The sequence below is a fragment of the Microcoleus sp. B7-D4 genome (assembly GCF_036705125.1).
GTDB lineage: Bacteria > Cyanobacteriota > Cyanobacteriia > Cyanobacteriales > Microcoleaceae > Microcoleus.
Window position 1 is genome coordinate 37,186 of the sequence record NZ_JAUBTT010000055.1, and the last position, 23,228, is coordinate 60,413.

21 protein-coding genes and 2 tRNA genes are annotated in these 23,228 nt (G+C 46.3%); 5 read left to right on the forward strand and 18 right to left on the reverse strand.

Translation table 11 applies throughout. The features are described 5' to 3' along the window. Window positions 1-239: 239 nt before the first annotated feature. The gene (locus QUB12_RS21815; protein WP_333308378.1) at window positions 240-3,113 is read right to left on the reverse strand and encodes a PAS domain S-box protein; all 2,874 of its coding nucleotides are present in this window, start codon (window positions 3,111-3,113) and stop codon (window positions 240-242) included. A gap of 87 nt (window positions 3,114-3,200) precedes the next feature. Between QUB12_RS21815 and QUB12_RS21820 the strand changes: the two genes are divergently transcribed. The 4 genes from QUB12_RS21820 (at window position 3,201) to QUB12_RS21835 (ending at window position 5,951) form a co-directional block, all read left to right on the forward strand. Next, on the forward strand, window positions 3,201-3,440 hold the full coding sequence (locus tag QUB12_RS21820; RefSeq protein ID WP_333144246.1) for a hypothetical protein: 240 nt from the start codon (window positions 3,201-3,203) through the stop codon (window positions 3,438-3,440). 391 nt (window positions 3,441-3,831) lie between these two features. Further along, on the forward strand, window positions 3,832-4,215 hold the full coding sequence (locus tag QUB12_RS21825) for a hypothetical protein (RefSeq protein WP_333300828.1): 384 nt from the start codon (window positions 3,832-3,834) through the stop codon (window positions 4,213-4,215). Window positions 4,216-4,445: 230 nt separating this feature from the next. Next, window positions 4,446-4,634 carry a DUF2949 domain-containing protein gene (locus QUB12_RS21830; protein ID WP_333056627.1) on the forward strand — a complete coding sequence of 63 codons (189 nt, stop codon included), beginning with the start codon at window positions 4,446-4,448 and terminating at the stop codon, window positions 4,632-4,634. A 150-nt stretch (window positions 4,635-4,784) separates the two neighbouring features. Then, window positions 4,785-5,951 carry an RNA-guided endonuclease TnpB family protein gene (locus QUB12_RS21835; protein ID WP_333144244.1) on the forward strand — a complete coding sequence of 389 codons (1,167 nt, stop codon included), beginning with the start codon at window positions 4,785-4,787 and terminating at the stop codon, window positions 5,949-5,951. 350 nt (window positions 5,952-6,301) lie between these two features. Here the strand turns inward: QUB12_RS21835 and QUB12_RS21840 are convergent. From QUB12_RS21840 to yqeK, 6 genes are all read right to left on the reverse strand, one after another. After that, window positions 6,302-6,378 (reverse strand) — tRNA-Met (locus tag QUB12_RS21840). A gap of 74 nt (window positions 6,379-6,452) precedes the next feature. Then, window positions 6,453-6,529 (reverse strand) — tRNA-Met (locus tag QUB12_RS21845). Between the two features lie 120 nt (window positions 6,530-6,649). Beyond that, window positions 6,650-7,603, reverse strand: a complete 954-nt coding sequence (locus tag QUB12_RS21850; RefSeq protein ID WP_333144243.1) for an asparaginase — start codon at window positions 7,601-7,603, stop codon at window positions 6,650-6,652. Between the two features lie 183 nt (window positions 7,604-7,786). Then, window positions 7,787-8,296 (reverse strand): CGLD27 family protein, encoded by a 510-nt coding sequence (locus QUB12_RS21855; RefSeq protein WP_333308379.1) that lies wholly within the window; start codon window positions 8,294-8,296, stop codon window positions 7,787-7,789. Between the two features lie 2 nt (window positions 8,297-8,298). After that, window positions 8,299-8,718: a ribosome silencing factor gene (gene rsfS, locus QUB12_RS21860; protein ID WP_333308381.1), complete on the reverse strand. Its 420-nt coding sequence runs from the start codon at window positions 8,716-8,718 to the stop codon at window positions 8,299-8,301. Between the two features lie 137 nt (window positions 8,719-8,855). Beyond that, window positions 8,856-9,491, reverse strand: a complete 636-nt coding sequence (gene yqeK / locus QUB12_RS21865) for a bis(5'-nucleosyl)-tetraphosphatase (symmetrical) YqeK (protein WP_333308383.1) — start codon at window positions 9,489-9,491, stop codon at window positions 8,856-8,858. A gap of 19 nt (window positions 9,492-9,510) precedes the next feature. On the opposite strand from yqeK, the gene QUB12_RS21870 reads away from it, so the two are divergent. Next, window positions 9,511-9,654, forward strand: a complete 144-nt coding sequence (locus QUB12_RS21870) for a hypothetical protein (RefSeq protein WP_333308385.1) — start codon at window positions 9,511-9,513, stop codon at window positions 9,652-9,654. 215 nt (window positions 9,655-9,869) lie between these two features. On the opposite strand, the gene QUB12_RS21875 is transcribed toward QUB12_RS21870, so the two are convergent. From QUB12_RS21875 to QUB12_RS21925, 11 genes are all read right to left on the reverse strand, one after another. Continuing rightward, complete coding sequence (locus QUB12_RS21875) at window positions 9,870-11,357, reverse strand: restriction endonuclease subunit S (RefSeq protein ID WP_333308387.1); 1,488 nt, start codon at window positions 11,355-11,357, stop codon at window positions 9,870-9,872. After that, complete coding sequence (locus tag QUB12_RS21880; protein WP_333308389.1) at window positions 11,354-13,171, reverse strand: class I SAM-dependent DNA methyltransferase; 1,818 nt, start codon at window positions 13,169-13,171, stop codon at window positions 11,354-11,356. Before QUB12_RS21880 ends, QUB12_RS21875 begins: the two co-directional genes overlap by 4 nt. 6 nt (window positions 13,172-13,177) lie before the next feature. Next, a complete protein-coding gene (gene hsdR / locus QUB12_RS21885; protein WP_333308391.1) occupies window positions 13,178-15,550 on the reverse strand; it encodes an EcoAI/FtnUII family type I restriction enzme subunit R in 2,373 nt (790 codons plus the stop codon). Window positions 15,551-15,712: 162 nt separating this feature from the next. After that, on the reverse strand, window positions 15,713-16,066 hold the full coding sequence (locus QUB12_RS21890) for a XisI protein (protein WP_333308392.1): 354 nt from the start codon (window positions 16,064-16,066) through the stop codon (window positions 15,713-15,715). Further along, a complete protein-coding gene (locus QUB12_RS21895) occupies window positions 16,054-16,359 on the reverse strand; it encodes an element excision factor XisH family protein (RefSeq protein ID WP_333147332.1) in 306 nt (101 codons plus the stop codon). Before QUB12_RS21895 ends, QUB12_RS21890 begins: the two co-directional genes overlap by 13 nt. Window positions 16,360-16,483: 124 nt before the next feature. Next, on the reverse strand, window positions 16,484-16,606 hold the full coding sequence (locus tag QUB12_RS21900; RefSeq protein WP_333147323.1) for an element excision factor XisH family protein: 123 nt from the start codon (window positions 16,604-16,606) through the stop codon (window positions 16,484-16,486). A 117-nt stretch (window positions 16,607-16,723) separates the two neighbouring features. Next, the gene (locus QUB12_RS21905; RefSeq protein WP_333308394.1) at window positions 16,724-17,992 is read right to left on the reverse strand and encodes a glycosyltransferase family 4 protein; all 1,269 of its coding nucleotides are present in this window, start codon (window positions 17,990-17,992) and stop codon (window positions 16,724-16,726) included. Window positions 17,993-18,152: 160 nt separating this feature from the next. Then, window positions 18,153-18,590: an ATP-binding protein gene (locus QUB12_RS21910; protein WP_333147319.1), complete on the reverse strand. Its 438-nt coding sequence runs from the start codon at window positions 18,588-18,590 to the stop codon at window positions 18,153-18,155. A gap of 546 nt (window positions 18,591-19,136) precedes the next feature. After that, entirely contained in the window at window positions 19,137-20,135 is a 999-nt protein-coding gene (locus QUB12_RS21915) for a sugar transferase (protein WP_333147316.1), read from the reverse strand. 520 nt (window positions 20,136-20,655) lie between these two features. Then, a complete protein-coding gene (locus QUB12_RS21920; RefSeq protein WP_333109239.1) occupies window positions 20,656-21,324 on the reverse strand; it encodes a DUF3318 domain-containing protein in 669 nt (222 codons plus the stop codon). Window positions 21,325-21,497: 173 nt separating this feature from the next. Next, window positions 21,498-23,126: a DUF2079 domain-containing protein gene (locus QUB12_RS21925; protein WP_333308396.1), complete on the reverse strand. Its 1,629-nt coding sequence runs from the start codon at window positions 23,124-23,126 to the stop codon at window positions 21,498-21,500. Window positions 23,127-23,228: the final 102 nt, after the last annotated feature.

Genomic DNA, 23,228 nt, shown 5'->3' on the forward strand with positions numbered 1-23,228 from the left:
TGCATCCTATCATCACCTTGGTTTATTGCTCATAAATTATCTAAAAGCGTAGGTTTTTTGTCAATAAACCTGGTTTCTTGTGTAAGATCAAATCCGTTAGCATCGGAATAGTAAATTCGAGTTCAGTGTTCACGGCGTTGACAGTTGACTGTTCACGGCGTCAACAGTCAACTGTCAACTGTCAACATCATTCCGGTGTTACCGGAAATGATATAACAATTGCGTCCCGGATAGCAAGACTAACTGCTGACCAATAATTCAACGCGGGCCGGCAAGCACACAGTAAAAACCGAACCGCAACCTAACTCGCTTTCAACGTGCATATCGCCACCCATCATCACGCAAAAGTGACGACTAATAGTCAATCCCAAACCCGTGCCGCCATACTTGCGGGTAGTTGATGCGTCGCCCTGCATAAATGCTTGAAATAAATGCTGCAATTGTTCGGGGGGAATCCCAATGCCCGTATCAGCTACCCGGAAAATTATTGAGTCGGAAGGTTCTCCTATTTCTTGAGTGGTTAAGCTGTCATGTTTAACTCTTTCAATACAGAGGCTAATAGTGCCATGTTCCGTAAATTTGGCTGCATTGCTCAGCAGGTTGAGCAATATTTGACGAGTTTTGGTAATGTCCGCATACATCATTCCCAAGTCGTCAGCACAATCAACTTCAAACTTATTAGAATTTTTATCTACCAAGGGTTTGACAGTAGAAACTACCTCGTCAATTAAATTAACCGGGTTGAAAGTTTCTAAGTAAAGTTCCATCCGCCCCGCTTCAATCTTAGAAATATCTAGAATGTCGCTAATTAAAGATAGCAAGTGTTTCCCCGCTGTTTGAATTTTTTGTAAGTCGGGAATAAAATCTTCGCAGCCTAAATCCTCGGCGTCTTCTTTGAGCATATCGCTGTAACCAATAATCGCGTTGAGGGGAGTTCGCAATTCGTGGCTCATATTAGCTAAAAAGGCGCTTTTGGCTTGGTTTGCTGCTTGAGCAGTTTGAGCTACTTTTTGGAATTCTTCTGCTAATTTTCGCTGGGTAATATCTTCAGCAATACCGACAATGCGGTAAATTTCTCCGGTTTGGCTGCGGACTGGAAAAGCCCGATCGCGCACCCAGCAAACTGAACCGTCCGTTGGCGTAGCCCCCGTAGGGGATCGCACTACCCGATACTCCTCATCATAATCGCCCCGCACCTGTTTCTCAAAAGCAGCCTTGACGCGATCGACATCCTCCGGGTGAATAGCATCCCAAAAAGCCTCCGGTTCTGACTGCAAACTCTGACAGCTCAAATTCCATATTTTTTCGCAAGCAGGGCTCACATAAACTAGCTGTTTTTGATTGGGTTCTCTAATCCAAAATACCTCATGAATATTTTCTGCCAACTGGCGAAACCGCTCCTCGCTAGCCCGCAACTTCTCCACAGCACTGTGAAATTCAGTCACATCCTGAATCAGCGATGCCACCCCAATGATGCTGCCGTCAGCATCAACCAAAGTCGTATTGTACCACTCGCACAGAATTATTTTGCCGTCTTTTCTGATGTTCTCGTTAAGGCTGGTAACTCCTCCTGTATTAGTCAGCAAAGTTATAGATAGTTGCCTGACATACTCCTTAGCACTTTCAGGAACTATGAGATCGACTCCGTGGCATCCCATTGCTTCCAAGCGGTTGTATCCAAAAATTCTTTCCGCTGACAAATTCCATTCCGCTACTTCAAAGTTTAGATTCCATTCAATCGCTCCCAAAGGAGTTTGGTGAAGATGGAGAGCCAGTTTTTGCTGCGAGTTTTTCAGAGAAATAATTAATTCATTTTTGTCGGCGATCGCAGATTGTACCCGATCTTCGAGAGTAGTAAACGACTCTTCCAATTGAGCGGCCATCATATTAAAAGAGCGAGCCAGGACACCCACCTCATCCTCCCGGTTTACAGACGCCATCAACCGGGAATCTACCACCATCCCGTCCCATTCTCCCCGGGACAAAGCCTCCGCAGCCTTGCTCAGACGCCGAATCGGTACAACAATCCACCTAGAAGTCAGAGCGCCAATCGCCGTTGCCAGCACCAAAGCACCCAGACACATCACCACAGTATACCGAGTGTTGGCATGAATCCTTTCCATAAAATCGGCTTCAGGAACCGTCACCACAATCAACCAGTCGAGGCCCCTGCTGTCTAAAAGCGGCGTCACCTGTAGAAATTGCCGTTGACCGTCGATCGTAAAATCTAACTGGCGAGATCTGTCAATTTTGTGCAAATCCCCGAAGTGTTCTGTCAAATAGCGGGCGGTCGATCGAATGAGAACATTCTTGCTGCTCGTTGCCACAATCCGTTTCGCAACACCATTGCTAACAATAAATGGCGGTTCCCTAGTAGAATTTGCCACCAATTGCCCAGACCTTTCTACAATAAAAGTCTGTCCTGATTTCCCAATTTTTAGAGTTTCCAAGAATTGATTGAGCTTGGCAAGGGCCAAGTCAGAACCCAGGATGCCAATCAGTTTACCATCATCGCCATAAACTGGTTGAGCAGCCGTAATCGCTAGTTTTGGAGCGTCAAAAAAATTATAGATTTTACTCCAAGTCGGTTTGCCTGCGCGCACCGGAGCTATGTACCAAGGTCGGACACGGGGGTCGTAGTTGAGAGTAGTTTTTAATAGCTTGGTTGGTTCCTCGAACTCGGACAGCGCGTAGCTATGCAAATTATAGCCAGTAGATGGATTAGAAATCTGAACTTGCAACTTGCCGTCGTCGAGGCGTTCAACTCCAATAAAATCTTTTTCTTCGGATGCGAATTGAATGTAGCTAATTTTATCAAAAATTTTGATTTGTTTGTAGAAGTAGCGTTGCAAACTCTCACTATCCTGCAGGTTCACAATGCCGAGACGGATGGCATCGAGATTGAGCTGATTGATTTGGTGTGGCGTTTCAATATAACTATTAATATGTTGCTGGATACGCGATGTGACTTCTGTCCGCAGTTGTGCGGCCACATCGTTGACGGCTATGCGCCCGTTCCGCAGCGACAGCCACCCCGTCAACCCTACCGCCGCGAAAGTCTGGAGGGCAAAAGGCACAACAAGGACGATGCGAATTGGCACTTTGCCTGACATTTTTAAAATTTGGTCGGTCAAATATCTGATTGGCATGATGAAGCAGAAATATTACGAACCCCGAACATTTCGGTAAAGTACAGCCTGATGAGCGCCGGTTTTGAAGTTGAGATGGTTTTAGTAGGCCAAGTGCTGTTAAGAGTTCGGAATTGGTCGCTGGCAACTGAATTTTTAACGACTGCCACCGCCATCTTAGCGCGATCGTCCGCTTTGAGAACAGGGGCAATCGAGATGAATGCGTATCAATCCTGGACTCACTCTACACGCTCATACTATTATAGATTTGAGATTCCAGAATTAAAGAATTCAGAAAGACTGGTTCTGTAAGGGTTTAGAATTTGCCGGCCGTTGCATTTTTTTTTGAACAGGTATCTCAAACCAGGTTTTTTTAGCGTTTTGGCGGTCTGCAACGAACTATTTTCGTGAAAAACAACCGATGGATCGCCGCCCGTGCGTCCAGCACTAACTATTTTTCCACTCCTGACGCGCGCTAATCAAACCAATCGAGTTTTTGGTTGACTCGTGCCTGAAATGACGTATTTTGGCGTTTCAACCCGGTGGCTGCGTCAGTTTTATTTTTCCGATAACGGTATCCAAAGTTATAAGTTTTCACAGCAACTGCAATTGATATCTCCACAAGCAGCTACTTTTGATAGAGTACAACTTAATTGCGACTGGGTACAATCAGCATAGTAGGATGCAACTAGCGGAGGCATGGATGATGAACGCAGTTATTGCTACTCTTGGCACTGCTCTCGGACTGAGCTCAATTTTTATCGGTTTGACGCCGGCGGTTCTCGCGCAACAAAGACTGCAACCAGCGCCCCAATATTCGGAAACGACTTTATCAGGCGACTCGTTGAGGACTGTGGAGGACAGAACCTTAGACTCGGACTACCAAAACTTGATTAGTGAACCAGAAACGGCGGCTAATTCTGCTAGAAGGGAAAGAAGCTTGGGCGACACATTTCGCCTCAAAATCGAGGGCCCATTGGAATTTATTACTACTCCTTCGGACGCCCAGCGTCAAGGAAATCCTTTACCTCCAAAACAAACCGACAGCGGTACAGAAGCGGGAGTTCAGCTTCTGCTAGGACTTTAGCAATTTTAAATGAATTCATTTGAAGCGAGCGATCGCGGAACCCTATTTTTGATTCTCCCAGTTCTTGTGACTGGGATCGCTTTTTTATCTGAGTTTTATCACAAGTTTTGTGCGGTTTCCATCACACTGGGTTCTTTTTTGTGAACCTAAGATTAGACCAATTAAACTTCCGATACAGACTGATTAGCTACATATCTTTACAATAGCGCATAAAACAGGCGGTGAAGGTGATGAGAAAGGCTCAACTGATCGATTATTTGCGGGGAGAGTTGGCAATATCGAATTCTGCGATCGCCGTTGCTCTCCGACACGGTGAACAAGATGCCAGCGAACTGCCGATGGTTCTGTGGCAGTACGGGTTAGTAACACTGGAACAATTAAACCTGATTTTTGATTGGATGGAAGCTCAGCCAACTTAGCAATTTAACTAATGCGAATGGGAAGTCCCGCGCTCTACCGAAGGTGAGCGTCGGGATGAAAATGAGTCAGAAAATAAATTGAGCGACAGCGAATCAATATCGTTTTTGTGCGCGTATGATATTTTTACCGGTATTCTGCACTCCTGATAAATGTATAAAGCTTACAAGTACAGAATTTATCCCACAGATGAGCAAGATGTCTTGCTGGCAAAGTCTTTTGGCTGTGCGAGATGGTTCTGGAATTATGCTTTGAATCTGTGTCAAGAAACTTACAAGAATACCGGGAAAGGACTATCGAGAGCATACATACAAGGTTTGCTCCCTGCACTCAAGAAAGAATACGAATGGTTGAAAGAACCCTATTCTCAATGCTTGCAGGTCGTTGCATTGAATTTATCTACTGCCTACAAAAACTTCTTTGACAAGAGGGCGATGCCACCCAAATTCAAAGCCAAGCACGACAGGCAGTCGATCAGTTATCCTCAAAATGTCAAATTTGACGGTGACTATATTAATTTACCTAAAATTGGTTTAGTTTTCTGTCGGCGGCACCGTGATTTCGAGGGCGACATCAAGACCGTTACCGTGTCTCGTAACCCAGACGGCAAACACTTTATTTCTGTTTTGACTGACGACGGGAAAGAAAAGCCTGAATCCGTCCCAGCAGGTAAAGCTATTGGCATTGATGTCGGGTTGACTCATTTTGCGATTACCAGTGATGGTTCTAAGTTTGGCAATCCCAAGCATTTTGTTAAACGTCAGCGGAACCTAAAACGTAAGCAGCAAAAGCTTTCTCGCAAAAAGAAAGGCAGTCAAAACAGGAAAAAGGCAAGACGGGCGGTGGCAAAAGTTCACTCCAAGATTGCCCGATGCCGGGAAGATTTTCTACAAAAGCTATCCCGCAAGATAGTTAACGAAAACCAAGTTATTGCAGTGGAAAATCTCAACATCAAAGGCATGGTAAAGAATCATAATCTAGCCAAAGCTATTAGTGATGCTGGCTGGGGTATGTTTTGTACCATGCTCAAGTACAAGTCCCAGAGCGAAGGAAAGCAATATGTCGAAATCGATAGATGGTTTCCGAGTTCTAAAACTTGCCATGTATGTCTAAATCGAGTTGAGAATCTCACTCTTGATATTAGAGCATGGAGTTGTCAGCATTGTGGTACTCACCACGATCGTGACGTAAACGCGGCAACCAATATTAGAAATGAAGCCTTGCGGATTTTGGCGTTAGGAACTAGCGCTTCTGCCTGTGGAGGGGATGTAAGTCGATCTGGTAAAACTTCGGTTTTGTGGGACGCCCCGCCCCGTTGAATCAGGAAGCCAGCGCTGTACCACTTAAGTGGTCAGCGTCTGGTAGTTCACAATCCTGAGTTAAAAAATATGGATATCGGATTGCAATTTTTTAACAAATAAAGCTTGCACAAACGGTCGTCGGAAAGTATAGGGTTGAGTGTTTAGGTTGAGGGTTGGTCTTATTTTGTCTCAATTAGAAAAATACAAATATACAGTAGGGACACAGCACTGCTGTGTCCTCATTTTTGTTGCCGCCTAAAATAAACTGCTTTCAATCTGTCGAAGATGCGATCGCAGACGGCATCAAACAGACGGCATAAAACAAACCCCAGCAACTTTTAGGATGCCGGGGCTTGTCTTATTTAAGTTGGTGGCGGGAAGTGGATTTGAACCACTGACCTTCGGGTTATGAGCCCGACGAGCTACCAGGCTGCTCTATCCCGCGTCGCTTTATCTCTCTTTAGTGGTTTCCAAAAACAAAACCCTGAAACCTTAACGATTACAGGGTTCGCTTGAATTTGGTGGCGGGAAGTGGATTTGAACCACTGACCTTCGGGTTATGAGCCCGACGAGCTACCAGGCTGCTCTATCCCGCGTCGCTTTTTGTCTCTTTACTAATATAAACATATCTTTCTGAAAATTGCAACCCCTCCATCAAAAAAACTTTTTAGATTGTGGGAGGGGTTGCTGAAATCGGCGAGCGAGTCTCGATCGCCCTAAAGCATCGAAACTTCCCCGATTACCTCCAAGCGCTTGAACTCACTGAGAGTGAGGTAAGTCTCCGCCAGAGTTTCGGCGATCGTCGGAGTAATCCACCCCAACTGCTTGAGCAAGTGAATCGCCACAGCAAATTGAGCACGCTTTCCTCCATCCGTCACCTTAATTGCCAAGCCCATGCCTTCACCAACGCGGCCAATGCACTGCACCCCTTCGGCGCCGGACTTGCTCACCAATTCCCCTTGAGTCAAGCGCATCAGTTCCGTGTCAAATTTGCCCTCACCCGCAACCATCATCGGGTGATGAGTCATAGCGCGGACAATCCGCTCCATATCCACATTGTTGCCGGAGGCTAACTGAGCGTACAAAGACGCCATTTGCCCCAACTGCAACAGATAGGTAGGAGCGCCGCAGTCGTCACGAGCGCTGATAAACTCTTCGGCAGGCATTGCCAGCAAGTCAGCCACTTTGCCTAAAATAAGCTGCTGGACAGGATGTTTGCGGCGTAAATAAGTGTCCAGAGGCCAGTGCAGTTGCTGACAGACAGCCAGCATTCCGGCGTGTTTCCCGGAGCAATTGTATTGCAGGGCGCTCTTTTTGCCTTCGGGAATGGGGCATTGAAGTTTAGAGGGGTCAATGTCGCAGCGCCACAGGACGTTAAATACCTGGCGCGATTGCTCGATCGTACCTTGATGGGAACTGCAAATAATCGCTAAATCTCGATCGGTCAATTCGTAGCGTTCTAAAGTGCCAGTCCCCGTCACCGCCAAAGCTTGAAAAGGCTTGAGTGAAGAACGGACAAATGAGGCCGTTTCGGAGTTACCAGCAACGGACAGAACGCGCCCGCGGTTATCGCAGACAGCGGCCTGGGCGCGGTGCCTCGATTCCACAATACCTTCGCGCAGCAGTGTGACTTCCAGTTCGGGAGCTTGGGTTCGTTTTCCCCTTGTCATATCAATTTTAGATTTTAGATTTTAGATTTTAGATTGAGGCCGGTGGAAGTTTTGAGTTGCGAGCTGCCAGTTACGAGTTATAAAGTTAATCTTTCTGCGATCGTTTCTGACTCATGCACGGGAGTGTGCCGGCGTTGGCTGTGGGCGGCAATCTCAAAACTCAAAACTCCCTTCCCTTCCCGATTACAAACAACTCCAAGTTAGTCCCCCGGCAACCAGCAACACTGTCAAACCATAAAATGTCTGCCGCAGACGCCTGAGAATTGGTTCTAGTTGGTAGTTGACAATCAACTGGTCTTGAAGCAAAACTTCGGGAGTTTTAGGCCAAGATTGACAATCGTACCAGCCAGACTCTTCGTAGACGACCGTGGGATTTGAAAGGCGCGATCGCACGTAGAACCAACCCAAGTAGAGTCGCAGCAAAGCTAATCCTAGAATAAAACCGGCACCTGCGGCACCGCACAGGACAAACTGAGCTGGATACTTGACAGGAGCAAAGCTAGAAGCAGCTATCGGCACCGATACCAAGCAACTCCAAGCCCACACCCAAGCTAGTTTTGCCAGGTATCCGGGCCAATTGAGTGTTACCCAGCTAAAAAACCAGGATTCTTTAAGTTCTTGGTATTCATTTATCGGTCGCTGTTCTTGCGGAACGGGACAAATAGAAGCTGAAACGTTTTTCACATTAGCCATCCTCACGGCGTGGGGGAAAAGTCAATGCGTTCGGCGTGTCCCCAGAACGCTTCTAAATTGTAGAACTCCCGCTCTTGAGGCTTCAAAATGTGAACGATCGCGTCGCCGTAGTCCATGACGACCCAACTAGCGTCTGATAGCCCTTGTGTACGCAGTGGCAAGCGTTGCCACTCTTCTTCAACTTGGTCTGCTATCGCTTGGCAGATGGCTCGTACCTGCACGTTGGAAAATCCGGTGACGATCGCAAAGTAGTCTGCCAAAAAGCATACTTCTGACACGCGGAGCAATACAATATCTACTGCTTTGCGGTCATCGGCTGCTTGGGCAACGGTCATGATCAGGCCACGAGCTTCGTCTGAGGAGGTGCCGTCGGTTGTTGTAGACTGGGCCCTGGAGTATTGGAGTTGAGTTAGATCAGACATTAAGTGTTTAATTTCCTAATTGATAGGGTAAGGGGGAATCGGTGCGTTTTCGCGATCGGTTGTTGGCAGTTTGAGACGGGAAATAGGAGTTAGGTTGAAGCCAAAAGTAAGGACAGGATTTCTGGTAAATTTTACTTTTAACTTGTGATTTGTTCGATCGACTTCTCCGTCGAATTTCCTGTTTCCGGCGATTCGCGGGCCATTTGCAGCGCCCAATTCCGCGTAAGTACGGTGCGGGGGTGGATGTAGCAGCGAGTTTCTAGCAAATATTTAAGAGAATAATCGCTAGTTTGCCACACGGCTGCATAAAGATTTTGCAAGCTTGCCTCGCGCAGTGCTTCTAGTTGGGCTGTGTTGCCGCGGCTTGGCTCTATGGTATCTGCTATGAATACGGTACAACTGAGCTGGCTCATGTTTGGTCTGCCGAGGGTGTGATTGGCGATTGCGTCCAAAATTTCTCGATCGACCACCCCGAATTCGTCTCTGGCGACGATCGCGCTCGCGTCTGCGTGCAGCAAATGCGGGTGTGCTTCCAACACTGAGTCTAACTCTAAACCTTCCTTCTGGGCCATTTGCAGCAGCAGTTGAGGTTTGAAGTATTTTGCCAAATCGTGCAACAAACCGGCCGATCGGGCTTTTGCTTCGTCGAGACCGTAATGGCGAGCCAAGTCACCTGCTACCTGTTCGACTCCGAGGATGTGTTTGATGCGGGCAGCAGGAACGCGCTCAGAGAGCCAAGCTAGGACGTTTTCGCGCGCGGGTGCAAGTGTCAAATATTAACTCCGAAATTGTATGAGCTACTATTTTAGCGTTTTGTTTCGATCGGCTGCTTGTATGGGTTATTTGGTGCTTGGGGAAGTGCCGAGGCCGGCGATATTGGTAGGTACTGCGGTGCTGTTGTTCGGGGTTGCGATCGGCTCTTTTGAAGCAAAATAGTTAAGTAGGTAGACTATCGATCGACAACAACCGAAATTTAGTTAATTTGGTTGAATTATGAGAAGGCCCAACTCATGCAGCAGTGGTGGTAGATACTGAGGCGTTTATATCGGATTAGGCTAATTTGATATTAATGCTGTTGAATCTGCCTTTTATTGAAGTAATTGGATCTGCAAGGGGCGATCGTATCAATAAACCTTCACTGCTAGCTAGTTTCACAGTTCCCCCTTAAATGCTTTGTCGAGGATAGATGGCAGCAGGGCATCCAGTTCGGCAGCAGTTTCGGTTTGCAGACGCTTGAGGGAGTTTACTTTTGATTGCAGGTTGTTGAGGTAGGCGACGATGCGACGTTGTTCGGAAAGGGGGGGGAGAGCAATTGGTAAAGCTTTTAATTGAGTAGCATTAACGTTAGCTTGACCAGTCATTTGTTTGCGTTCGCTAAACATATACAGCAGATTCCAGGCAAATAAAGTACACCTTAATCCCAAGCACTTACCAAACTGGTTGACAAACCCTTGCAACCGTACTCCATAAACCTGGAAATTGCTGTAGGTACGTCCAGCGGGGGAATTGATGTATGCAGCAACCAGTCTGGGATCGGCTCGTTCAAGATCAAGACGCAGACGAATAATGTAAGAAGCAAAAGCATATTCACCTTCAATATCAAAAACAGCGCATTTTCCGACAAGTTCAGCACTATTCGTCCTATTTACTAAAATATCACCTTTTTTAAGTAATAACTTTTGGCGTTCCTTTTCGGCTAAATGAAAATATTTTAAATCGCGTAAGTCTAAGCAGCCATTTTGAATGTTCCCCATTCTTAGAATAGGCGTTCCGGATTCATCCTCAGTTGTTCTCTCAGAAGTGCCATAGCAATCATCTAAGACATAATCTCCGAGCCTTCCTCCCGTCCAGCCCTCTTTTGCCCCCTTCAAAAAAAGATTAGAAATGGTTGTTTTAAGTAGACCATCAGCCTCCTCAGCACTCTGCCGCCGCAACCCCCGCGCCTCCTCTACCTTAGCTGCTAGTTCCTCTATCCGTGCGATAGCAGGGGCAATATGCTGAAGATGCAATGGCAGCTTAATTTCACGATAATTTTTTCTGAGTCTCACGGCTTCAAGAAACGCGGCTACTTCTTTTTGTTCGCTAAGGGGAACTGCAGGAAGTCTAAAGTTTTCAATTTGCCGTTTTGTAAGAGCTTGTCGAGTTGCGCCTTTCTGAATCGTATTAATTTCTTCTTGAGTAGCACTGTCATTGAGCCAGTACATCAAAAAGCGAGAGTCTAAAAGCTCTTTAATTGGACGTATAATACAGACGTGCTGGCTGACATTTGCAGGACATTGTTTTTCTGGAGCACAGCAAGAACGACCTATTGAGGCTCCAGTAATATTTAAGTAAACGTCACCAGGTAAAACACACGTTCCTGACATTGCTTCTTTTATTTCAGGAGGAATTCTTGCCAAATTTTCCTCGTTAAACTCATAGTGGCGAACGTTGAGGCTTCTTATAAACGGTATCCCATCAGAAACATAAATAGCTTTCCCTCCTTTAGGTGTAGATCCACTCCCTATTTTGGTACAAAATTTAAAGAGTTGATGGCTAAGACCATAATGCTGCGTAAGTGCTTGGAAGACGAAAGACTGTGCTGCCAAAATCACTGCATTTTTAAGTGCTCGTTCCTTAGATGCACTCAACTGTTTCATTTTAAACCTCTCTGTAACTCTTTACGAACTTCTGCAAGCAACTCCAAAATCCGCTGTTCTTTGACCCAGATATCGGCAACTAATTGCTCTGGCGGTAAATGCTCAAAATCATCTAGAACCTTAGGGTTTTTCTTGTCTAGGTTGAAAATAGCCCAGTAAATTGCATCACCCTTAGCCTGAAAATCCTTAGAAATTTGGCGCTGCTGCTGTTCCTCTTGTCGCGTTTCGGCTTGCTTGTCCTTAAGTAGTTTAATTTGTACTTTCTGAGCTTTAATGTGGTCAGGTGGAGCAAAGTCAAGAATAGAGGCGTTGAGCGTTTGGATTTGCCCGTCTAACTCCTTGACTTTTTTGGCGCACTGGTTGGCGATCGTCTCAGATTCTCTAGCAGCATCCCAATGGGGCTGCGCTTCAGTCTTGGCTTTGTCGTAAGTTTCCCTAAAGTTGTACTTCCAGGCGCGATCGCTTTCTTGGCGATTGTTCCACCACCCTAAGCACTCGTTAAACTCATCATCTTGAATTGGTTTGGTTTTGCTGTAATTCTTGCGACCGTCTGCGAGAGTTAACTCATAATACCAAATGTCTTCTGTCGTCCCTGAAGCATCAAAAAATAACAAATTGGTTGGGATGCCCGTATAAGGTGCAAAGACTCCATTTGGTAATCTAACAATCGTGTGCAGGTTAAAATCAGTTAGCAACCTTTCCTTAACTTTGGCACAAATCCCATCCCCGAATAGAGTACCGTTTGGGACTACGATTCCCGCCCGTCCCGATTTCTGTTTTTGCTTAAGCAAGCGCATAATTAACTGAATGAACAGCAGAGTCGTCTCCGATGTCTGCAATTCCGGGGGGAAATTCTTTTTAATTGTCTCCTCTTCTTCACCACCAAAGGGCGGATTAGTCAGGATGATATCAACTTGGTCTTTAACCCCAATCTGGTTGATAGCTCTGGCTAAACTATTTTTTCGCTCAACGTCTGGATACTCAACGCCGTGCAATAGTAAATTCATTTGAGCCAGCATAAATGGCAAGGGCTTGGCTTCAATTCCAGATAAAGTTGATTGCAGAATCTCCCAATCTTTAGGTTGACATTGTGCCTTGAGATGTTCGTAAGCTTCCACCAAAAACCCAGCCGTGCCACAAGCCGGGTCATGGATGGTTTCACCCAGTTGCGGGTTAAGCACTTTCACCATAAACCGCACTACGGGGCGGGGTGTGTAAAACTCGCCGGAATCGCCCGCAGCGTCCCGCATCTCCTTGAGCATCGACTCGTAGAGGTTGCTGAGGATGTTCACTTCTTCTGAGTTATCGAAGTGAATATCATTAACCTTGTTGACCACATCTCGCAGCAATGCACCACTAATCATGCGGTTGGTGACATCGTTAAAAACTTGGCGAATAACATCTTTGCGATCGCGCCCCGTCGCGCTTTGAAGACTCCGCAAATAAGCGAACAAACCAGGGCTTTTTGTCCCGTCCCGCAGCGTTACCTCATCATTGTTAATGAATTTGAGCAAATCATCGCCGCTCATCCCTTCATCATCAGCAGCCCAATCTCGCCAGCGGTAAGGCGATTCAATCAGCGGTTTGTACTTATCAACTTTTCCCTCTAAAAAGGCTTCTTCTTCTCTGACTTTTTCGGCATCATCTAATAGTTTAAGAAAAAGAATCCAAGTAAATTGGGGCAAACGGTCTAACTCCCCATTCATTCCCTTATCTTTCCGCATGATATCTCGTGCAGACTTAATCACGCTCCCCAGACGTTGAGCAGTGGTAACGGGTTTACTGTCACCGTTTGTTTTTGTGCGTTTGACCATGAATAATTAAGCTGTGTATAACAAAGTTTGTAACTGCTCGACTGCCTGCTTCAATTTATCTGCCCCCCCAAATTTAGCGGCAATTTCCCGCACATTGCCATACTTCTCAACCGCTTTCACCTTCAGAGATGCTGGCATTACCAACTGCTGCGGCCCACCTTGAGCGTAACCGTCAAGCAAAATTTCCAGGATTGCCTTAGCATCAGCGCTGTATTGGTCAAAAAAGTCTTTTTTCTGACGTTTTAGCCGTTCTGCTCGTTGCTGGCAAGTCATCACCGGGGCATTAAACGCAATGTGACACAGTAAATCAAAGGGGTCTGCGTCGGGCTGATTGGTAACGGTTTTCAAGTCCTCAAAGTCAATGCCTCGGTCTGCTAACTGGTCAATAATCTGCGATCGCTCCTCTGGATTTACCCACCGCTGCTGAATTTCCAGGGCAGATCGGTAGAGGATACGGACTTGTTCTTTGGTATAGTCTACCAGCTTGAAGGAACGAAGCCGATTACCGTTGGGGTCGAGTTCATAAACTACTTCGCCGATGACTTCGCACTGACCCCCATCAAAGTAGTATTTGCGTGGTGGTCTATCGTCATCATCAGGCACACCAGTAAAGCCGCGAGGGGCATCACCTTCAAGAGATTCAACTTCATCCACTTCGGGTTCTATGACTTGCTGGCTACCTTCAATTGTTTGCCCTTGATCATTCATTGCTTCGGTTTCAATCAAAGCGGGTTCGCCGTCAAAGCCTGGATCGGCAAACAAGCGGGTGCTATGGGTGTAGTCAAGGATGTTGAAGAACAGTTTGCCATTGTCCTCATCTACACGGGTGCCGCGCCCAACGACCTGTTTAAAGTCAGTCATCGATCGAATGACGCGCGCCAGGACAACGTTTTTGCAGGTGGGAATGTCTACACCAGTTGTCAGTAGCCGGGAAGTCACTGCGATCGCAGGTGTCTGGGTGAGTACGTCTTTAAATTTGTAGAGTTGCGATTTCCCCGTATCCCCAGCGGCGGAAGTGACGCGGCAAACGTAATCAGGATATTGCTTCGTCAAGTCAGCGTTGAGGTTGTTAAGCGTTGCCACCATTTCCAAAACGTGCTCTTCATCCACACAAAACACAATTGTTTTGCCAAAACGGTCAGTTTTCTTAAGGAAGTCTGTAATGTGTCGCGCGATCGCCCCTGTCCTGACTTTAAGAGAAACGGCCCGCTCAAAATCTCCCGTCTGGTACTCTTCATCTGGAATAGCACGCCCGTAGCGGTCAATGTCGTCAGGGTTAGGTCGCCACCCCAAAGCATCGTAACTGGTACTTACACGATGCACCCGATAAGGTGCTAAAAATCCATCTTCAATACCTTGGGCTAAGGAGTATGTATAAAGTGGATTGCTGAAATATTGGTAAGTATCAACATTGTCATCGCGTAAGGGTGTAGCAGTTAGCCCTAACTGGTAAGCCGGTTGGAAATATTCAAGAATTTCTCGCCAGTTGCTATCATCCCGCGCACTGCCCCGGTGACACTCATCAACCACAATAAAATCAAAGAAACCTGAGCTATATTCTCGATACAAACCAGGGTGATTTTTATCTTTAGCAATTGCCTGGTAAATAGCAAAATAAATTTCGCGGCTTTTGACGGCTTCCCCTTGGATTTTATGAATAATATCCTCTGGAAAAGCCGAGAAGTCTTTGAGCATCGGGTCATCTACTAGAATATTCCGGTCTGCTAAAAATAGAATCCTGGGTTTGCGGTGTTCGTCGGTTGCATTCCAGCCAAGATTCCACAACATTTGGCAGATTTGAAATGCAACAGTAGTTTTGCCCGTTCCAGTGGCGAGGGTTAGCAGCAAGCGTTTTTGGCGGCTGAGGATAGCTTTGAGGGCTCGGTGAATGGCGGTGCGCTGGTAATAACGAGGGATTTTCCCACCCGTAAAATCAAAGGGTGTCAGCAGTTCCTCTGCTACTTCATCGCTCAATCCCTCGAATTGTTTCAACCTTACCCATAACTCATTAGGACTGGGAAATGAGTCCATTTGAGTAATTAACCCAGTCGTATAGTCAAATTCATAAATGCTTTGCCCATTCGTCGAATAAGCAAACTTTAGTCCTAAAAGTTCGGCGTAATCTTTAGCTTGTTGAAGCCCGTCTTGAGCGTGTTTATATTTACGTTTGGCTTCAACAACAGCTAGAGGGAAGTCGCGAGTGTAACACAGAAGATAATCGGCAAATTTCCGTTTGCGACGGCGGACTTTTCCTCCTGTAGTCAAAATTCGCCCTGCATCAATATAGTATTGTTCTGTCAAAAAGTGAGGTTGTGTATCCCATTCTTGAAGTTTTGGCAGAACATATTTGCGACAAGTATCAGCTTCATTAGGGCCCATAGCCTTTACACTCAATTTGAATTAGGACAAGGTATCCCGCTCTCATTAATGCTGAGCATTATTATCCCACCTCGACTGCATTAAAGCATGACTATTTAACATCTCTTAACTACCCTCATTTGCCAGGGGGAGTGAAATGAGGCTATAAATTTTTGTCTTTCATCAAACTGTGGCAAATTCTGTCAAAGGTCTTTTGCTAGGATGATGAAACCCCAAAACAATATCGCCATTAGAAATTCCTGCTGCTAGTAAATCATCAACTACGCACAAATCCGTCCAATCTTCTTCCACCCAAATTTTACCATCTTTAATCCGAAGATACATGGTAATGTGGCGGAGCCGTTTTTTGCCATCCCAGCCCGAATGAAACCATAGATAGTGATCTCGTTCTTCGTCAAATGCTAGACGATGCTCTGGCTCTAATTCATCTAGTGCGATCGCCCCTTTGACTGTCATTTCATAATATCCAGTCAATATTTGTTTAATTGTATTGCGATAGTATTCTAATTTATCCATTCCAGAATTTCCTCCTTTGCCATTTCAACTACCATTAACAAAACCTGATTTTCATTAGTAATTACTTGGATAGACTTGCGTTTAAAAAAATCTTGGTATACAATATCATCAATTGCCAAATAGAGCCTGTATTCTGGAGCCGTGAGTTGAATCAGATTTCGGTAGACAATGTATTGACCGAGTGCCCCGTGAAAATCATACATTAGCGATCGCCCAATAAAGCTTTTAATTTCAACAACTATTTTTTGTCCTTGGCGTTCTGCGGCGATCGGCTTTTCTGCTGCTATAGCAATCCTAAATGATTTGTGTAATTATTGTAGGGGCAAACCCCCCGTGGTTGCCCCGCCTTGGGTGGGGTAGGCACGGGGAGTAGGGGTAGCACTACCCCTACATATTTTTACAACTGATTTAGGATTGCTATATATCGGCATACAACTCCGCATCCTCATATTTGATGAAGTACGGGTCAGCCGTAATTATCCAACCATCTTTTAGCAGGGCATTTTTAACTGCATTGTGATAGGTGTCTTTGGCAGGCATTGTAAAAATAGTTAAATATTACTCGCTCTTTAAATACAGTAAATACATTATAACTCTTAAGATTCGGTTTCACCAAGAAACAAATAAAGGTCGGTACTCACTAACCTAATGAGCTTATTATTTCGGCAAAGGCTGCAACAGCTTATCACCATGACTTGCTGCAACCGCCGCAAATAAAGCTTCATAATGATTCAAAGCTTCCTCAAATCCGTAATTCTCTACAGCATAACTTCTGCCTTGTTCGCCCAACGCATCCACCTTAGCAGGGTGCAGGTACAAATCCTCAACAGCCTCCGCCAAAGCCTCCGGATCTTCCGGCGCTACCACCACCCCGCCACCGCTTTGCTGCACAGCTTTGTGGGCAGTACCAGTTTCGGGAACCGACGCCAAAATAGCCCTGCCGCTGGCGAGAATTACTTGAATTTTTGAAGGCATATTGAAGTTAGTAACGCGGCGCTTTTGTACAACTAAACTAACATCAGCAGCAGCTAACAATTCTGGCAATTTTTCTCGCGGTTCAAATGGTAGCAGCATTACATTATTAGCTTTGTAAGTTTCGCAATCTTGTTGCAAGCGCGCCAAGGCTGTTGATTCCCCCACAATTACAAAAGCGATTTCGGGTATGTGTTTCAAACGAGCCGCTGCTTGGACAACTGTTTGCAAGCCTTGAGTTAGGGCAATATTGCCAGCATAGAGAACGACAAATTTGCCCTTGAGTTTGTGAGTTTCTCGAAATGAGTTACTTTCCTTGGGTAACGGCCGAATGAAATTGACATCAACCCAATTGGGAACGCAAACTATTTTTTCCGGGGGTACTCCCTGAGAGTGCAATTTTTTGACAAAACCGCTGTCGATGACGCTGACTTGGCTGGCTGTGCAGTATGCCAATTTTTCCAAAGCGTCAGCAATGCGAACTAGCAGTCCGTTTTTTTTGACCAAGCCGACGCGCACGGCTGCTTCTGAGACGATATCCTGAACGTTGAGGACGATCGGGCAAGCGCGAATCCAGCCGTAAAAGGCGACTGGGACGCAAATCGGTAAAGGGGGCATTGTCGAGAAAATCACGTCGGGACGCCAGCCTCTGAAGGCTTGGACGGCGCTGGAGACAACAAAACTGCCGTCTAGCACAAGTCGGTCTAGGAGGCTGGGGTGGGGGCCGTTGACGCGCAGATAGCTGCGCTGAATTGTGACGCCGTTGTGTTCTTCGGTAAGGTAAAATTGGCCCTCATATGGCGGATAAATCCGGCGCTGGGGATAGTTGGGCATTCCTGTGACGACTCGGACTTGGTGCCCGCGCTTGACTAGGCCTTGCGCTAGTTCTGTCATCAGGGGGGCAATGCCGATCGGCTCTGGATAATAGTTATAGGAATAAATTAGAATACGCATAATATTTATTTTGAAGCAAATTGTCCTGCAGCCGCTTGCATCGAGCCTGCACCCGCAGAATTGCAGAGGATGTGGTTGGGTTCCGGGTAGGACAATAAGGGGCGAGGGATCTTTCACTGCTTGGGAAAGAAGCCGCCCTTACCGGGCGGGTATCGCGCCCTCAGCTAATGTTTTTTCGCATTACCAGGCAGTTGCGGCGATCGTCGGTACGGATATACCGAAGCTCGTCTGTGAGCTTGTACATGAACACCAGTCCCCTTTCTCCGTCTCTGTCCAAAGGATCGCGCTGCTCTTGCATGATCGAGTGCAGCTTTGCTTCTAAGTTGAAGGGTTGACCCCTGTCCCAAATCCTAATTTCTAAGTAATCGGCAAACACTTTTACCTCAATGTCTATGGGCGTCGTGGGGGGCAAGTTCTGGTGAGCGTGGCGGACAGCGTTTGTAAAGCCTTCGTTGATTATCAGCCGACACTGCCACCAGAAATCCGCTGGTATCATTGGCAAAACGATATTCTCCAACCATTCCAAAACGGATGTTAAAGCATTCAGGTCTGTTTCAACCTGCAGGTGCCACTCGGCCTTTGGTTGCTTGTCTTTCATCTTTCTTCCCCCAGGTCGGCCCCCACCACCGCTGTACTCAGCGCCGGAGGGAGAGAAAAAGGAGGGCAAGGTCTTGGCAACATATTAGTTAAGTCAAGCTTGAGTTGAAGAAGCCCGTTTTGCCTCAAGGTGAGCATTCCTTTCGCACCATTTACTCGCACAGCAAATGAGAGACTTCCGATACTGTAAGCCGCCTCGGTAGGGCGTTTAAATAGGGAAAATTTCCGAGTCAGCTTGCGAGGCAGTGATTTAAGCTTCGACCGTGTTAGCAGTCGCTACTTTTCTAAACACAGGTGAGTTCTTCTCGTCCTCGAAAATCATGCTGGGAGCATTTGAGTATGACTGGAACTGGCTAATTGCTAATTATTAATGCTCTGATTGCAGAGCTGGCAACTAGCTGTGCATTTTCTGGGCGTGTGAATTTTAACACTTAATGCTAACGTAGGTATTGCTAGCGATCGTCTGCTTGACTAAGTATCAAGTTTGAGTTCCCGCCGCCCGTCGGCAACAGCACCTGAAAGTTCAGGGCTGGGTTGTTGAGGGCTCCTACACAGCGCCACTATTTTTGTTAAAAAGGACTGTTACAGTTTTAACAATTAGTTTCAAGTCATACACCAGGCTCCAGTTTTGTTGGTATTTTAAATCTAAACGGATGACATCTTCAAAATCGCGGACTTGAGAGCGACCGTTGACTTGCCATTCCCCGGTCATCCCGGGTTTGACATCCAAACGCTGCCACTGAGGGACTTCGTAGCGCTCAACTTCGTCTGGGGTAGGCGGTCTAGTGCCGACTAGACTCATTTCGCCTTTGAGCACGTTCCAAAACTGCGGCAGTTCGTCGAGGCTGGTTTTGCGTAAGATGCGCCCGACTTTGGTAATCCGCGGGTCGTTGTCATTTTTGAAAAATGCGCCAGAAGCTTGGTTTTTGATTTGGTCTTTCATGGCTTCGGCGTTGGTACACATCGATCGAAATTTCCAAATCCGAAATTGTCTGCCCATCCAGCCACAGCGGGTTTGACCGAAAAATATCGGGCCTGGATCGTTGATAGTGATGGCTGCAGCTATGGGTACAAGCAAAATTCCTGTAATCACCAAACCGACGATTGCCCCAACAATGTCTATCAGCCGCTTCACCCACGATTGCACTGAAGGGTGGGTCATCGGTAGGTGATTGTCCGAGGGGTTGGTCTCTGTGGGAGTTGAGGTTGCAGAGGGCTGCTCGATCGTCAGCACTTGATCTAGGCTGGTGAGAGCAAATACTGCCATCACCTGTGGCTTGAGACTTCGGAGCACCAAGTCGCTGCCACGCTGTTTGGCAAATTTCAGATTGCTGACTAAAGCACCGATCCCGCTACTGTCGATGAATGTCGTCTGACTAAAGTCTAGGACAATCTTGCTGGGAACGGTGCTTCCCGAAAAAAGTTGCTGGCAGGTTGTCTTGAAGTTTACGGCTTCAAGTACGCTCAAGCGCACGGGTATGTGAACTGAGGGAATCTCGTCCGAGTACGTTACCCGAAAATCTGCCTCTGGGGTTTGACTGACCATGAAGTCCTGGTTTCAAATTTCAAGCTGATGTCTTTAGCCTATTCTGTCCTAGCAGATCCACCTTTACCAAATATTATGGTTAACAAAAGGCTAGCTTTATACAAACTTTACAAAAACGCCTGCCAAGTCGCCCGCCGAGAATGATATCAAAGGCAAAAATAGACTTATAGCCTTTCGAGCTCTCATATGAGGTACTCATGGGCATAGGGCATAGGCCTCCGTGGGCATAGGGCATAGGCCTCCGTGGGCATAGGGCATAGGGCATACCTCACCACGCTTGAGAACCGCTATAAGTCTATTTTTGCCAGTTTTGGCCCAAAGATTTTTGAACGCAGTCGCTGTCAAACTTTGACATCGGAATCAAGATTTTTGTGGATTCAGGCCCATTAATCTTGTCGTTAATAATTTTCGTGCCTCTCTTGCACCGGATAACTATCGCAGTTAACAGTTAACAGCTAACACAGAAGTCAACAGTTAACCGTTAACTGGAAAACCCCGTACCAAGCGTCGGGGGATGAGGTTAAGAATTGTAGACGTTTTCTGACTGGGATGTTTCGCGGGTGATGGGTTTGACTTTGGCTTTGGCTTTGGCTGCGTTGCGTTTGAGGGCCTGCAGACGAGCTTCGTATTTAGCCCGCTGCTGTTTTTTGGAGGTTTGCTCGATTAAGGTTTTTAAGGCGCTGCCGAGGCTTTTGTAGGCGTTTGGGAGAGTGTAGCCGAAGCGGGTGGCTAGGGCGAGGGCTTTTTCGTCGGCGTCTATTGCTTCTTTTAAACTTTTCTCTCCGTTGTTTTTTTGGAAAAGTCTCCAGCCGGAGACGCCGCACAGGGATAGGGCCAGTAACAGCAGCAAGCCGTCTTGCACCCAAAGTTCGCCGACGGCGCCGCCTAAACCAATGGCGAGGGCTGCCATTTCCCAACCGTCTCTGGGAATGGTGTCGTTTTGGATTCTGGCGACTTCGTGCCAAAATAGGAGGTTGCGCTGATCCATTGCTAGCTGTTCCCAGCGGATCAGGTCTATTTGGATTTCTACCTGGTCTTTGCCTATTTCTTCGCTGCGGATCAGGGTAGGATTAACTTCTATTGTTTTTTCTACTGTTACCCAACTTTGGAGTTCTGGGGGCAGTATGTTTTTCAAGCGCCGGATCTCACTCATCTCGGCTCTTGCTGTAGAGGTTGCATAGGATGTCATAGCTCCGGCCTATTGATTTTCCAAAGGTTAATATGTGTCTGTTTCTGGAGTATAGCAAACCTTTAATGCAAATATAGTCGAGTAACAGGGGTCGATCGACCAATACTTGCAATTTTACTTGATTTTACTCTCAGGGGGCGATCGCAACTGCCTGCTCGATCCTTGACTTTCGACTATTTCATCAACGGTTCGATTTCTTGCCGCAATTTCGACCAAGCAGACAAAACTTCTGGCTTAGAAGTTATGCCTTTTTGAACTAAAACAACTCCGTCCAATACTTCAGCAATTCCGTACAAACCTCGCCGTAGAGCTTCATCGGTAAAACGCACTCCCCCCCGAACTCTACCTCTGTCAACGGGAACTTTTAAATTGTTTTGCTGCAACTGCCACAAATCTAACAGCGCATAATCGACATCGACTACTTTTCCCTCTTCGTCTTTCATCTGCATCACTTCTAAACGGATGATGTTCCGGCGGTCCGAAAGGTGGGAAACGATATAACCGCTGGTAGAAACGCTAGCATCTTGGGGAATCAAACTTAAGACTTTTTTGAGATTAGCCGCGTGTCCGAGTTGAGCCGGCAAAGATTGATAAACCCAAGGTTGAAAAGAATAAGGAGAGATGAAATACAAAGCTCGATTCGGATTGGAAGTGTACGTAAGCAGTATTGACAGACCGATACATCCAATCCAGAAGCGGTGGAACCTGGGTTTGAATTTATCTTGATGTTGCGACCACCACAGGATTGTACCGTAAAATAACCCCGGAATTACAGCAAAGGTGTAGCGGGTGTTGATAGAAGTAGCTGCCTGATTAACAACTTGCAGCAACAGAACCAGTAAAGGAAAAACAGTCATTAACCAGGCGCTAGGAGTGATTACAGGTACAAATGCTAGCGGCAACCAATGACCTAAAAGATATAAAATTCGCCTACTTGCATCTTTGAAAAATACTTCTATTATAAGATGAGGTTGACTAATAATCGCCCAAAGCAGTTCTAGTGTTGACGGGTTCTCGGTTTTGACAAATTTTCTAAAGTAATTAGCTAAGTACAAGCGGGAATTGTCAACCGAAAACATCGGCATGATTGTATTAGTTATGAACACCACGTAGCTAAAGCTGATAGCGCACAAAGCTATGCCGACGCGGGGGTAGCGCCGACTGACAATTAAATACGCTCCGATGCCAAACAAGCTAATTCCAGCATCTTCGCGAGTGCCTAATGTTAAAACTGCGAACAGCCAAAATAGCGGCCAGCGCTGCTTTTCTAATGCGAGGAGCAAGCTAAATATAAATAGAGGAATTTGGCAGTGTTCGTAAAAATTTCCCAGCGTCGGCCCGATGACACCATTTGCTCCGTAATAGCTGGCTACTATCATTACCGACAGGGGAACTGATAGATAGTGTCTTGCTAAGAAATACAGCACTATTCCGGCTGCGGCAATTAAAGAAACTTGCAACACTATCAGGGTAATGGGAGATGGAAATAAGGCATAAATAGGCATCCAAATTAGAAAATCGATGACGAAGTGTTGCCCTAAATGAATGTAAAATGGGTAGGAAAGTTGTCTGTCCATCAGCGAAGCGCTGGAGGCGGCTGAGGACATTGAACTTTGAAAAAATCGACCGTGTATGCTATTCCAAAATACTTGGTTAAATAGACCGTGATCGTAGGTGGATAAGAAGCTTTCGTAGCGAATTATGCTAAAAGTTAAAACTAATACAAAAAAGATGGTTGCTAGGATTTTAACTTGACGCAATCCTGTTTGATTGTTCCAGTAGTAGAGAGGTTTAAATTTCATAGTTTTTGCTGAACGCGATATTTGCTGGGAGCATCTCACCTTTGCAGCCCTCCGCTAGAAATTGGAGTTTTGAGGCAGGAGGCAGGAGGCAGGAGGCAGAAG